The 12,903-nt window shown below is 43.4% G+C and carries 13 protein-coding genes; 11 read left to right on the forward strand and 2 right to left on the reverse strand.

All coding sequences use genetic code 11. The features are described 5' to 3' along the window. Window positions 1-19 precede the first annotated feature (19 nt). A complete protein-coding gene (dnaA, locus tag ACLTD4_RS09625) occupies window positions 20-1,402 on the reverse strand; it encodes a chromosomal replication initiator protein DnaA (protein WP_055657739.1) in 1,383 nt (460 codons plus the stop codon). Between the two features lie 500 nt (window positions 1,403-1,902). On the opposite strand from dnaA, the gene ACLTD4_RS09630 reads away from it, so the two are divergent. Both ACLTD4_RS09630 and ACLTD4_RS09635 read left to right on the forward strand, forming a co-directional pair. Further along, window positions 1,903-2,532 (forward strand): ECF transporter S component, encoded by a 630-nt coding sequence (locus tag ACLTD4_RS09630; protein ID WP_002605410.1) that lies wholly within the window; start codon window positions 1,903-1,905, stop codon window positions 2,530-2,532. A gap of 416 nt (window positions 2,533-2,948) precedes the next feature. Continuing rightward, complete coding sequence (locus tag ACLTD4_RS09635) at window positions 2,949-3,551, forward strand: hypothetical protein (protein ID WP_412331270.1); 603 nt, start codon at window positions 2,949-2,951, stop codon at window positions 3,549-3,551. A gap of 125 nt (window positions 3,552-3,676) precedes the next feature. Here the strand turns inward: ACLTD4_RS09635 and ACLTD4_RS09640 are convergent, their stop codons facing one another. Beyond that, window positions 3,677-4,930: a transposase gene (locus ACLTD4_RS09640; protein WP_412331131.1), complete on the reverse strand. Its 1,254-nt coding sequence runs from the start codon at window positions 4,928-4,930 to the stop codon at window positions 3,677-3,679. A gap of 274 nt (window positions 4,931-5,204) precedes the next feature. Here ACLTD4_RS09640 and ACLTD4_RS09645 point away from each other — a divergent pair, with 274 nt between their 5' ends. The 9 genes from ACLTD4_RS09645 (at window position 5,205) to rsmG (ending at window position 12,859) form a co-directional block, all read left to right on the forward strand. Continuing rightward, entirely contained in the window at window positions 5,205-5,471 is a 267-nt protein-coding gene (locus tag ACLTD4_RS09645; protein ID WP_412331271.1) for a hypothetical protein, read from the forward strand. Window positions 5,472-5,751: 280 nt separating this feature from the next. After that, window positions 5,752-5,886: a 50S ribosomal protein L34 gene (rpmH, locus tag ACLTD4_RS09650; protein ID WP_039891277.1), complete on the forward strand. Its 135-nt coding sequence runs from the start codon at window positions 5,752-5,754 to the stop codon at window positions 5,884-5,886. A 201-nt stretch (window positions 5,887-6,087) separates the two neighbouring features. Next, entirely contained in the window at window positions 6,088-6,435 is a 348-nt protein-coding gene (rnpA, locus tag ACLTD4_RS09655) for a ribonuclease P protein component (protein WP_029466960.1), read from the forward strand. Between the two features lie 4 nt (window positions 6,436-6,439). After that, entirely contained in the window at window positions 6,440-6,655 is a 216-nt protein-coding gene (yidD, locus tag ACLTD4_RS09660) for a membrane protein insertion efficiency factor YidD (protein WP_080552254.1), read from the forward strand. Between the two features lie 54 nt (window positions 6,656-6,709). Further along, window positions 6,710-7,996, forward strand: coding sequence for a YidC/Oxa1 family membrane protein insertase (locus ACLTD4_RS09665; RefSeq protein WP_055657737.1), 1,287 nt, complete (start codon window positions 6,710-6,712; stop codon window positions 7,994-7,996). A 12-nt stretch (window positions 7,997-8,008) separates the two neighbouring features. Next, the gene (gene jag / locus ACLTD4_RS09670; protein WP_055657735.1) at window positions 8,009-8,677 is read left to right on the forward strand and encodes an RNA-binding cell elongation regulator Jag/EloR; all 669 of its coding nucleotides are present in this window, start codon (window positions 8,009-8,011) and stop codon (window positions 8,675-8,677) included. A gap of 69 nt (window positions 8,678-8,746) precedes the next feature. Beyond that, window positions 8,747-10,126 (forward strand): tRNA uridine-5-carboxymethylaminomethyl(34) synthesis GTPase MnmE, encoded by a 1,380-nt coding sequence (gene mnmE, locus ACLTD4_RS09675; protein WP_412331272.1) that lies wholly within the window; start codon window positions 8,747-8,749, stop codon window positions 10,124-10,126. 17 nt (window positions 10,127-10,143) lie between these two features. Then, window positions 10,144-12,144, forward strand: coding sequence for a tRNA uridine-5-carboxymethylaminomethyl(34) synthesis enzyme MnmG (gene mnmG, locus ACLTD4_RS09680; RefSeq protein ID WP_412331273.1), 2,001 nt, complete (start codon window positions 10,144-10,146; stop codon window positions 12,142-12,144). Further along, window positions 12,128-12,859: a 16S rRNA (guanine(527)-N(7))-methyltransferase RsmG gene (rsmG, locus tag ACLTD4_RS09685; protein WP_412331274.1), complete on the forward strand. Its 732-nt coding sequence runs from the start codon at window positions 12,128-12,130 to the stop codon at window positions 12,857-12,859. The genes mnmG and rsmG overlap by 17 nt, the downstream gene beginning before the upstream one ends. Window positions 12,860-12,903: the final 44 nt, after the last annotated feature.

Genomic DNA, 12,903 nt, shown 5'->3' on the forward strand with positions numbered 1-12,903 from the left:
CATGAAATTGTGGATGAAGCTACTGTGGGCTGAGTTTTTTCTTGAGGATATCAAGAGTGTTTATTAAATTGGAATCGTTCTTGCCAATATCGGCCTTTATCTTTTCAATTCCATGGATAATAGTCGTATGGTCGCGGCCTCCCAGATACTTTCCGATCATCTGGAGCGGCGTTCCAACAATCTCGCGGCATAGGTACATGACAATCTGGCGCGGGTAGACGATTTCCTTGTTCCGTTTCTGGGAACAGATATCGAGGGGGGTGATTCCGTAATGGTCCGCCACCACCTGGATGACCAGTTCCGGCGTCACTTCCCGCTTGTCATTAGGGGAAATGATGTCCTTTAAGGCTTCTTCTGCCAGCTCCACGGTGATTTCCTTGTTGTCCAGCCTGGAAAGAGCAACAATTTTCGTCAGGGCGCCTTCCAGCTCACGGATATTGGACTTAATGTTGGTGGCAATGTATTTGATTACCTCGTTATCGATATTGTAGCCTTCCATCTCTTCCTTTTTCCGGAGGATGGCCATCCGCGTCTCGTAGTCCGGAGACTGGATGTCTACGGTCAGGCCCCATTCGAACCGGGAACGGAGACGTTCTTCCAGCGTCTCAATTTCTTTCGGCGGTTTATCTGAGGAGATAATAATCTGTTTTTTGGATTCATATAATGCATTGAACGTGTGGAAGAATTCTTCCTGTGTACTTTCCTTACCGATAATGAACTGAATATCATCGATCAGCAGAACGTCGTTCGTCCTGTACTTATCGCGGAACTCAGTAGGAGAGAAGTTGTTCTTATTACGGATGGCATCAATCAGCTCGTTGGTGAATTTCTCACTCGTTACATAAAGAACCTTTGCATTCGGGTTATTTTTCAAAATAAAATGACCGATGGAATGCATCAGATGCGTTTTTCCGAGTCCCACGCCTCCATAGATAAAAAGCGGGTTGTAGATTTCTCCCGGGGATTCGGCAACCGCCAAAGATGCAGCATGGGCCAGATTGTTGTTGGCACCGACTACAAAGGTATCGAATGTATATTTCGGATTTAAATTGGCGTTTATGATGGCCGACTGGCTGACCGTGTTAAGCGCGTTGTTAATCAGCGTATTCCCGGTCTGGGCCTTTGGAACTTCCTCCTGCGGAACCTGGTTTTCCACAACGAAGTCCACGTTACATTCAAATCCTGTTACCTCTTCAATGGTAATTTTTAAAAGGAAACCGTACTTTTTACGGATATACCCTAAAAATTCCACGTCCGGGACGGTAACCGTTACGGTGTCTCCGTTTATGGAATGTACTTTCAGTGGGAGAAGCCAGGTTTTGAAGGAAACATCGGTAATTTCGTGCTCTTCCTTCAAATTCAGTAAGATTTCATCCCATTTTTCTTTTAACTTTTCTAACATCTCAAGTCTCCTACATCTATCAAAATGCAAATAACGGAAAGTCCCCCTCACACCTGTTTGGGGGAATAGTGCGCATTAGCCCAATCTAAAACCATTTTATACTATTTCGGAACAATTTTCAATGATAATAGAAAATTTTTGTGGATAAGTATGTGTAAGACATGTGAATTTGTTGTTTATGGTGTGTTGATAATTATTTTGAAGGGGAGTTGTCCACAAAAATGAGGATATTTCTAAGTTCATTTATACACAGACAGAAAGATTTGAATCTAAGAGGCCTTCTGAATGCGGGGTGTGAACAAAAAACAGGTTATCCAGAGCTTATCCAGAGAGTTATCAACAACTTATCCACATTTTGGGGATAACATTATGTAAATTAACAAAATGCATGTGAAAAAGTACACATAAGACCATTGACGCGTCGGCCTCCGCCCGGTATAATGCGCTTGTAACCGTTGCATTGTATCTTGAGAAAAGAACAGTAGCACAGGAGGAAAAAAATGAATATTGAGAACAAAACCCGCAACCTGGTACTGGCCGCAGTTTTTATGGCCATTATCATCATCATGGCATTTACGCCTTTCGGGTATATCCCGCTGGGATTCATGAATGCCACCATCATTCACGTTCCGGTCATAATTGGAGCCATTATACTTGGACCAAAATATGGCGGATTCTTAGGATTGGTGTTCGGATTGACCAGTCTGTGGAAAAACACGTACATGCCGAATGCCACATCGTTTGTATTCTCTCCATTTATTAAGATAGGAGAGTACGGCGGGAATTTCTGGAGCCTGGTGATCTGCCTGGTGCCGAGAATTCTGATTGGAATCGTGGCGTATTACGTATTCAGAGGTATTATGAGGACCCTGAAAGCGAACAAGGCAAGAAGAAGCATCGCTCTGGCTGCGGCGGCAGTTGCCGGATCATTAACCAACACACTTCTGGTAATGAATCTGATCTACTTATGTTTTGGAAAAGAGTATGGAGCAGCGGCGAGAGGACTGTCTGAGGGAATCTATGCAGTCATCCTGGGAATCATCTGTATGAATGGAGTACCCGAGGCTATTGTGGCGGGAGTTTTGACTGTGGCCATTACGCAGGCGCTGTTTAAGGCTATGAAGAGATAAGTGAAATAATGGAAGATAAGATAAAATTTATGTTGGGACGCCGGCGGATGCCGGCGTTCTTTTTTTGAAATAATAGCATTTATATAGATGCTATTATTAATTCTATTATAAACGATGTTTTATCATGGAATCCGCAGTAAGCATGGTTTTGTGTTTACGATAAAGACGAAATGTGGTAAGATTATCAGGTAGTACTACAGAGAGATTTTAACGTTAATCTGTTCTTTTATAAGAACATCTGATCAAATCACCGGTTAGACTGGTCAAAACCGGTTGTCAGGGAATTCCATGGAGGTTCCTCCGAAAATTCTCAGCAAATTTTTAATTTTATACGGGCAGTAAAGGGAAAGGCGGCGGATGTGTATGAATGCGTGGCGGTGATGTTTTTTTGTGCTGCAAAAAAGGAGAAGGTATTGATGAAAGGGGAGAGTGATCGGATGAATGAGTATCACGACATGTATGACCGGATGGCTAAGCGGTGTTTGATGCTGTCAAACCGTGCAATTATTCAGTTTATCAATGGCATTTACGAGGTAAACCATCCTCTGGACAGCGAAGTGACGTATAACTGGACGGAACATGAAGATGATGATTTGAGAAAGACGCTGGCAGATACAATCATTACAATTGGGGGAGTCAGCAGTTACCATCTGGAGTTTCAAATGTCGGAGGATGGAAGTATTACGTTTCGAATTCTGGAATATGGATTTAATCATGCTATAAAAAAACAGAAGGATGAGGCGGTTCTGGAATTTCCGGAGCCAATTCTGATCTGTCTCTATGAGGCGAAAGCAGTGCCGGCAGAGAAGACACTGGAGATTCGGTTCGGAAATAAAGGTATCTATCATTACAAGGTTCCGGTGATCAAATATCTTGCCCTGTCTCAGGAGGAACTGCATCAAAAAAATATGATTATTTTAATCCCGTTCCAACTCTTAAAACTCAGGAAGGAAATTGAAAAAGAGAGAACTGAGGAAAACCTGAAGCTTGAGTTTCCGCAAATTGTAATTGAAAAATGAATATAGTAATCAAAGGTGCCAATCTGCCGTTTTTTGAAATGCTGGCGAGTGGCAGAATAATGAGTAGAGGCACTTTAACAAGCCCCGCCGGAACCGGACTTTGGGAGATTTATTCTTTTATCTATTTAAGCGGTCAGCTTAAGGCTGAGTTGACGGTATGCAGGACGTTTTGTCCTGAACCAGAGTCTGACGCCCTCTTTTGCATACGACAGTATGCCGGAGATCCCTTTTGCCAGCCGATAATAGCAGAAATGCACTTTTTCTTTCACCGGATCTGCTGTCTTTATAATGGAAACCTTAAGGGCATTCGTCTCTGATTTCATGGTGATCTGTGCAAGGAATGCCATGCATAAGGTAATATAAAAATTTAATGCGTTTATGGCTTTGAGTTTTCTTACCCTGAAATTTTCAAACTGGAACATCTGTTTTTTACACCGGAAATATTCTTCGATCCGCCACCTGGAAAAGTATTGCTTTGCTACAGCGATCACATCCTCTTTTGAACGGATTGGTTTATTTGTGGCAAGCATCATAGGATGCTCTGTGATACCATAAACCAGCACCAGATAAATGTCCTTTCTGGAGGCGGTGATCTGTACCTTCACATGGGAAAGATAAGCTTCGTGTTCTTTTCCTTTATAAAATAGAGGGAGTTTTACTTTTCCTTTCCTACGGTTACGCAGCTCCGTTGCAAAAGTCCATTTATTATGGTAGAGCAGCTTACGTTTGGCAGTAAGGCGTATGACATAGTCCTGTCCCATGGAATCCAGCTTGAGAAACATCTTGTTATCATCATAGCCACGGTCCATGACAAAAGTCGCTTTTCCAAACAGGGAATTGGCCCGCTCCATAGCGGAGAATGTGACATCGTTAATGGAGGTAAAGTTTTTTTCACTGGAAGAATGGATCTCGGAAAAGAGACTAAGCGGATGATTGTTGTTGGTAAGGACCGTGGCTTCGGTAACATGATAGCCCTTTTTATAGAGATTTTTTGTGGCAGTGCTTTCGGAACCATCACGTACCCATCCAAGCGATTCAAATTTGTAACCATCAGGCTTGACAACATCACTGTCGTCGATATGGATAACGGGCTGAGCAGGACACCATTTTTTAACCTGTGTGAGGTAAGCTTTCAGAGCTTCCCGGGGAGTCCCCTTGGCAAGATGGTGTGAAAGGCGGTCAACAATGTTGATTTTTTTGGAAGTTTCATGGAGCTGGTCAACAATATCCGTAAGTAGGCAGCTTTTGGAAGCGAGGATACCATAATTCATTTCAGCAATAAATTTGCGTTCCGGTTTAGGAAGCTTTCTTGAAAAATTATTTGAAAAAGTTAAAATTTCCCGTTTCATTTGGTAAGTATTTGATGTAAAATAAGCCATAAGGAATCCCCTTTCTTTTTGTTTAGTAAGATTTTTGTTTGGTAGCTTAATTTTACATCAAAAAGGGATAGGATTCCTTATATTTTGGGCATTTTTTTAAAGTTGTATATAAGTATAAACAGTAATGGTGCTTCTGTGGACAGAACTGCGGAAACTCGAGAACCTGAAGGCGTTGAAATACCTGGTCACACATGATATAATTAATTCCATAGCAATGAATGTGGAGGCAGGCAATATTACACCGACTGACGGACGAAAATTAAAGAGTCTGACTTTGCAGTTATATCATCATATCTACGACAAATATCAGGAAGTAGCGGATGAAGGGGTGAGTGAGGCAGTGGAAGAGGCATTGATTCTGGATATAGATGTAATCGAGATGGAGCATAAGAAAGAAATTAAGAAAAAGGAAAAAGAGATAGAAGAAAAACAGAGTGAAGTCGATGCATTAAAGCTCCTCTTGCAGGGGAAGTCTCCGGAAGAGGCCGCCGAAATCCTGCATATATCTATGGAGCGCATGGAAGAAATCATGAAATCGTAACGAAATTAAAAAAAATATTATAAAATTCCAGAAAATCAGGCGGCCGGAAGCAAATAAAAAGGCCGCCTGCATTTTTTTTGATACAAAATGTAGTAAATGAATTTATGAGTACCTACATTTTATGGTATAACCCTTATTTTATAAGAAAAAATCGCATTTTTAGCTTGACGAACCTTTATTTCTTCTATATAATTGAAACGATGTTTAACTAAAATAGTCTCAATATGTTTATTCATATTGCTATGATAAGCTATTGTAATAAGAGGAGGTGTCCGTAGATATGAAGATGACGTTTCAGCCGAAGAATAGACAGAGATCTAAAGTTCATGGTTTCAGAGCCAGAATGAGCACTCCAGGCGGAAGAAAAGTTTTAGCTTCCAGAAGAGCAAAAGGTAGAGCGAAATTATCAGCTTAAGGAAAGAAAGCCCCTCGCATCTGTACAGGGGAATCATGGAAAGCCCCTTCACATGCGTTCAGGGGAAATGATGGACCAGGCCGCAAGTAATTGTGGCCTTTTCTTTTCTTCATTTCTGTGACAGCGAGTCAGGCGGACATGTCTGTCAGGCGACTGCCGCGAGAGTTGAATACCCCGCCTCGGGCGGTAGTGAGGGAGTTCATGAAACATTTTAATTCGATTAAAAAAAACCGGGATTTTCAGGAGGTTTACCAGACTGGGAAATCCTATGCAAACAAGTTACTTGTCATGTATGTGAAAAAGACGGACAGGCCGGAAACCAGAATCGGGATTTCGGTTAGCAAAAAAGTTGGCAACAGTGTGGTCCGGCATCATATAACCAGATTATTGAGAGAAAGCTTCAGGCTTCATGAAGACATGACAGAGACAGGGTTAGACATCGTGGTTGTCGCCAGAGCGGCAGCAAAAGAAGAAAGCTATAAAACAATCGAGAGTGCATATTTGCACTTGTGCGGACTGCATAACATTTTAAAAAAAGAATCGAAGTGATCTTATGGTAAAAAAAATCATGATTTTGTTGATTCGGGGATATCAGAAATTCCTTTCCCCGCTGAAAGTAAGAACTCACTGCATTTACACGCCTACGTGTTCTCAATACGCCATTGAGGCACTGCAGAAGTACGGCGTGTTCAAAGGTACATTTTTGGCTTGTAAGAGGATACTTCGGTGTCATCCTTTTGCAAAAGGCGGTTATGATCCAGTTCCGTAACAGAAAGGAAAGTCCCCATCGTATTCGCTCAGGGGAAAATGAGGAGGTAGTTCATTGGAATTTTTAGTACTCACGAAAGTCGGAGGCATTTTGGGGCCGTTCGCAACTGTTCTGGGAATCATCATGGATTGGCTGTTTAAGCTGACCAGTATTTTCGGTATTCAGAACATCGGTTTATGTATTATCTTATTTACTCTTGTAACAAAACTTCTTATGTTCCCACTGACATTAAAACAGCAGAAATCTTCCAAGCTGATGAGTATTATGCAGCCGGAACTGAATGCCATTCAGGCAAAGTATAAGGGAAAATCAGACCAGGAATCCATGATGAAGCAAAACGTGGAGATCCAGGCATTATATGAGAAATACGGCACTTCCATGACAGGCGGCTGTTTGCAGCTTGTGATTCAGATGCCGATTCTGTTTGCATTGTATCAGGTTATCTACCACATTCCGGCATATGTATCCAGTGTAAAAGACGTATTTATGAACGTTGTAACGTCTATTACCGCACTTGGCGTGGATCATGTGGGAATACTGACTCAGTTTGCTACTGATAACAAGGTTAACATGGCCATGGTAAAAGATATCGCTACGAATAACGGCCTTGTAGACTTCCTTTATCAGTTAAACCCGACTCAGTGGGCGGCTCTTCAGGATTTATTCCCAAGCATCCAGGGAACGATCGTTGAAAATGCGGCCAAGATTGAGCATATGAACTCTTTCCTGGGAATCAACCTGGCCAGCACACCGTTCAGCGTTATGTTCCCGAATGGATTTGCAGGCGGATTTAATTTCAGCCTTGCTATTTTAATTCCGATTCTTGCAGGCTTATCCCAGTGGCTCAGTGCCCGTTTAATGACTGTAAATCAGCCGACTGCCGGCAAGGATGACGGCAATTCCATGGCTCAGTCCATGAAGATGATGAATACCATGATGCCTCTTATGTCCGTATTCTTCTGTTTTACGTTTGCTTCCGGTATTGGTATCTACTGGATCGCATCCAGTGTATTCCAGGTAATTCAGCAGGTATTGGTGAACCGCTACATGGATAAGATTGATATTGATGAGATGGTAAAACAGAACGTCGAAAAGGCAAACAAGAAACGTGCCAAAAAGGGACTTCCTCCGCAGAAGGTTTCTCAGAATGCAACTGCCAACTTAAAGAGCATCCAGGCGGCGAATGAGAGAGAAGAGACTGAGAGACAGGAAAAGATTGAGAAGACACAGGAGCAGATGAAGGCCTCAAATGATTATTACAGCAGCGGAGCAGCTAATCCCAACAGTATTTCTGCAAAGGCCCGCATGGTTCAGAAATATAACGAAAAGCACAGTAAATAGGAGGGGTTCCGGATGGATATGATTACAGTTTCAGCTAAAACCGTAGATGAAGCAATTACAAAGGCATTAATCGAATTGGAAACAACCAGTGACAAGCTGGAGTATGAGATTGTTGATAAAGGAAACAGTGGAATTCTGGGATTCATCGGTTCCAAACCGGCCATCATTCGTGCAAGAAAGAAAGAGACTATTGATGATAAAGCGATTGCATTTCTCGGAGAGGTATTCGGCGCGATGGATATGGGTGTGAATATCGAGACCGCTTTTAATCAGGAGGAGAAAGAACTTTCCATCAATCTGGAAGGCGACGATATGGGAATCCTGATCGGAAAGCGCGGCCAGACCCTGGATTCTCTGCAGTATCTCGTAAGCCTTGTTGTAAACCGGGAGAGCGAAGATTATATCCGGGTGAAGCTGGATACAGAGAATTATCGGGAGAGAAGAAAAGAGACACTGGAGACACTGGCTAAGAATATCGCTTATAAAGTGAAGAGAACGAGACGTTCCGTATCGTTGGAGCCTATGAATCCATATGAAAGAAGAATTATTCATTCTGCACTTCAGAATGATAAGTATGTCGTAACACGAAGCGAGGGCGAGGAGCCATTCCGTCACGTAGTCATTTCCTTAAAGAAGGATTATTCGAAGAAGGAACGCTATCAGGATAACAGAGATAAATAGAGTAACGTCGATTGAGGGGTTGGGGCTGTCGGAAGGCACCTCACCCCTTTTCTTTTTCAGGTGAAAAATATGAAGATGAATACAATTGCAGCAATTGCCACTGCCATGAGCAGCTCGGGAATCGGTATCGTCAGGATCAGCGGAGACGAGGCATTTACAATTATAGATAAGATTTACAGAGGAAAAGGAAAAAACAGCAGAAAATTATCGGAGGCACCTTCCCATACCATTCATTATGGATATATTGCCGATGGGGCTGAGATCATCGATGAGGTTCTGGTCATGTTAATGAGAGGACCGAAGAGTTTTACGGCCGAGGACACGGTTGAGATTGACTGTCACGGCGGCGTCTTGATTACGAAAAAGATATTGGAAACGGTATTAAAATATGGAGCCCGGCCTGCGGAGCCTGGAGAATTTACGAAGAGGGCGTTCTTAAACGGGCGGATGGATCTGGCTCAGGCGGAAGCGGTTATCGACGTGATCAATTCCAAAAATGATTATGCGTTAAAGGCTTCAGTCAGCCAGCTGGATGGCGCGGTCTCGAAGGCGGTAAAGGCGCTTCGGGAGCAGATTATCTATCAGATCGCATTTATTGAATCTGCGCTGGATGATCCCGAACACATCTCACTGGATGGTTATGGAGAGTCGCTCTTATCCGCAATCAGGGGGATGAAGGAAGGCTTATGGAGGCTGATTCGCTCGGCTGATAACGGCAGAGTGATGACGGAGGGAATCAAGACAGTCATTCTGGGAAAACCAAATGCAGGGAAATCTTCCCTGATGAATGTTCTCGTGGGAGAAGAGCGCGCCATCGTTACGGATGTGGCGGGAACTACGAGAGATACGCTGGAGGAAACCATCCGGCTGGAAGACATCACTCTGAATGTGATCGATACGGCAGGAATCCGTGACACAGACGATATTGTGGAGAAAATCGGCGTGGAGAAGGCCAGAAATGCCGCCGATGCCGCCGATTTAATTATCTATGTGGTGGATGGTTCCTGTCCTCTCGATGAAAATGACGATGAGATTCTGGAGTTTATCAGGGAGAGAAGGGCAGTCGTCCTCTTGAATAAATCGGATCTGACGATGGAGATCAGCGCGGAAATGCTGGCATCCAGGACGACACACCGGGTTATCGCCATCTCTGCGAAGGAGCGGGTGGGGATTGAAAACCTGGAAAATGAGATTAAGGCCATGTTTTACCATGGTGAGATTGATTTTAATGATGAAGTTACAATTACAAATGTCAGACATAAGAATGCTTTGGAACAGGCTTACAGAAGCCTGGAAATGGTGGAGCAGAGTATCGAAAACGCTATGCCGGAAGACTTTTATTCCATCGATCTGATGGATGCTTATGAGCAGTTGGGCCTGATTATAGGAGAAGCGGTGGAAGATGATCTGGTCAATGAGATATTCAGTAAATTCTGCATGGGTAAATAGAGAGAAGGAAGGTTGTTATGCCAAATTTAGAAGAATCATATGACATTGTGGTGGTTGGAGCCGGGCACGCCGGCTGCGAGGCGGCGCTGGCGGCAGCCAGACTGGGCCTTGAGACCATCATGTTTACAGTCAGCGTGGACAGCATTGCGCTGATGCCCTGTAATCCCAATATAGGAGGAAGCTCCAAGGGCCATCTGGTGAGAGAGCTGGATGCTCTGGGCGGCGAGATGGGAAAAAATATTGACAAGACTTTTATTCAGTCTAAAATGCTGAATGAATCGAAGGGGCCTGCCGTTCATTCCCTGCGTGCACAGGCAGACAAGCAGAATTACTCCAGAGAGATGAGAAATACACTGGAGAATACGGATCATCTTACGATTCGCCAGGCAGAGGTTTCAGATATTATTGTGGAAAATGGAGTCCTTACAGGAGTAAAGACATTTTCCGGAGCGGTATATCACTGTAAGGCGGCTGTTCTGGCTACGGGTACGTATTTAAAGGCAAGATGTATCTACGGCGATGTGAGCAATGCCACAGGGCCTAATGGTCTTCAGGCGGCGAATTATCTGACGGAATCGCTGAAGGCACATGGGATTGAGATGTACCGTTTTAAGACGGGAACTCCGGCCAGAGTGGATAAGCGGAGCATCGATTTTTCCAAGATGGAAGAGCAGTTTGGTGATAAGAAAATAGTACCGTTTTCCTTTTCTACGGATCCTGAAACCATCCAGAAGGAGCAGGTATCCTGCTGGCTTACGTATACCAGTGAGAAGACCCATGAGATTATCCGGGCTAATCTTGATCGTTCCCCGCTGTTTTCCGGTGCGATTGAGGGGACGGGACCCAGATACTGTCCGTCTATAGAGGACAAGGTGGTAAAATTTCCGGATAAGAACCGCCATCAGGTCTTTGTGGAGCCGGAAGGATTGTATACGAATGAAATGTACTTAGGCGGTATGTCGAGTTCTCTTCCTGAGGATGTGCAGCATGCCATGTATCGGACTGTACCGGGACTGGAGCATGTAAAAATTGTGCGAAATGCATATGCGATCGAGTATGACTGTATCAATTCCCGTCAGTTGAATGCTACGTTGGAATTTAAGGCCATCAGCGGCCTGTTCAGCGGCGGTCAGTTCAATGGTAGTTCTGGTTATGAGGAAGCGGCAGTTCAGGGCTTTATGGCCGGTGTAAACGCGTCTATGAAGGTATTGGGAAGAGAGAGCTTTGTTCTGGACCGGTCCCAGGCTTATATCGGCGTTTTAATCGATGATCTGGTCACGAAGGAAAGCCATGAGCCGTACCGCATGATGACTTCCCGTGCGGAGTACCGTCTGCTTTTACGTCAGGATAATGCGGATCTGCGACTGATGGGAATCGGTCATGAAATAGGACTTGTCACTGACGAACAGTACGAGAAGCTTCAGAAGAAGGAAGCCGCCATTGAAGCCGAGATAAAGCGTCTGGAAGGCACTAATATAGGAGCTTCTAAAGACGTTCAGGATTTCCTGGAGAGAAATGGAAGCACCCTTTTAAAGACAGGTACTACATTGGCTGAACTGATCAGAAGGCCAGAACTGAACTATGTTATGTTAACTGAATTGGATCCTAAAAGACCAGAATTACCAACCGATGTAATTGAACAGGTTGACATAAATATAAAGTACGACGGCTATATCCGCCGCCAAAAACAACAGGTGGCCCAATATAAGAAGCTGGAAAATAAAAAGCTGGATGCGAATTTTGACTATAGCAGTGTAAAGAGCCTGCGGAAAGAAGCCGCTCAGAAGCTGGACTTATACAGACCCATGTCTATTGGACAGGCTTCTAGAATTTCAGGAGTATCCCCTGCCGATATCTCGGTTCTTCTTGTTCATTTAGAGCAGCTGCGTTATCAGAATCGAATGGAAAAGGATTCCATTCCAGAGCCAGAGCTTGAGCGAAAGGCAGAGAGACTGGCGTCATCCAGGGGAACAGAAGAGGTGGCAGGGAAGGATGTGTCAGATGACAGTAGAATTTAAAGATAGATTAAATCAAGAATTAAATCAATTTTCTATAAAATTGGAAGATTCACAAATGATTCAATTTTATAAATATTACGAAATATTAACCGAGTGGAATAAGGTAATGAATTTGACAGCGATTACTGAGCAGAATGAAGTAATTACAAAGCATTTTGTCGATAGTCTTGCTTTAATAAAATCAGTAGAAGAGATATCACTTAATCCTTATCGTATCATTGATATTGGCACTGGAGCTGGTTTCCCCGGAATTCCATTAAAAATTGCATTTCCACAATTAAAAGTAACGCTGATGGATTCTCTGAATAAAAGGGTTAAATTTTTAAATGAGGTAATTGAAAAATTAGAACTAAAGGAGATTCAGGCAATTCACAGCAGAGCGGAGGATTTGGGAAGAGAAAAGGAATATCGTGAGAAATACGATCTTTCAGTGTCCAGAGCGGTTGCGAATTTATCAACACTTTCGGAATACTGTATGCCTTTTGTAAAACCAGGCGGCTTCTTTATCTCATACAAATCAGGAAAAATAGAAGAAGAACTTGCATCGGCAAAACATGCGATTTTTTTATTAAGTGGTAAAGTATCCGGCGTTGAAAGCTTTACACTGGATGGAGCAGATGCAGAGCGTACCTTAGTTAAAATAGAGAAGGTAAATGAGATATCAAAAAAATATCCACGAAAAGCGGGGGTACCTGCTAAAGAGCCTTTAAAGTAATCAAACCATAGCCGGATGTTTCACGTGAAACATCCGGCTATGAA

It is taken from the genome of Hungatella sp., from assembly GCF_046966825.1.

Coding starts and splice junctions, on each gene's coding strand:
- ACLTD4_RS09640 (WP_412331131.1), bottom strand. CDS start 4,930: ATGGCTTATTTTACATCAAATACTTACCAAATGAAACGGGAAATTTTA.
- rnpA (WP_029466960.1), top strand. CDS start 6,088: ATGAAACATTTTAATTCGATTAAAAAAAACCGGGATTTTCAGGAGGTT.
- rpmH (WP_039891277.1), top strand. CDS start 5,752: ATGAAGATGACGTTTCAGCCGAAGAATAGACAGAGATCTAAAGTTCAT.
- rsmG (WP_412331274.1), top strand. CDS start 12,128: ATGACAGTAGAATTTAAAGATAGATTAAATCAAGAATTAAATCAATTT.
- mnmE (WP_412331272.1), top strand. CDS start 8,747: ATGAAGATGAATACAATTGCAGCAATTGCCACTGCCATGAGCAGCTCG.
- ACLTD4_RS09630 (WP_002605410.1), top strand. CDS start 1,903: ATGAATATTGAGAACAAAACCCGCAACCTGGTACTGGCCGCAGTTTTT.
- dnaA (WP_055657739.1), bottom strand. CDS start 1,402: ATGTTAGAAAAGTTAAAAGAAAAATGGGATGAAATCTTACTGAATTTG.
- yidD (WP_080552254.1), top strand. CDS start 6,440: ATGGTAAAAAAAATCATGATTTTGTTGATTCGGGGATATCAGAAATTC.
- ACLTD4_RS09635 (WP_412331270.1), top strand. CDS start 2,949: ATGAAAGGGGAGAGTGATCGGATGAATGAGTATCACGACATGTATGAC.
- jag (WP_055657735.1), top strand. CDS start 8,009: ATGGATATGATTACAGTTTCAGCTAAAACCGTAGATGAAGCAATTACA.
- mnmG (WP_412331273.1), top strand. CDS start 10,144: ATGCCAAATTTAGAAGAATCATATGACATTGTGGTGGTTGGAGCCGGG.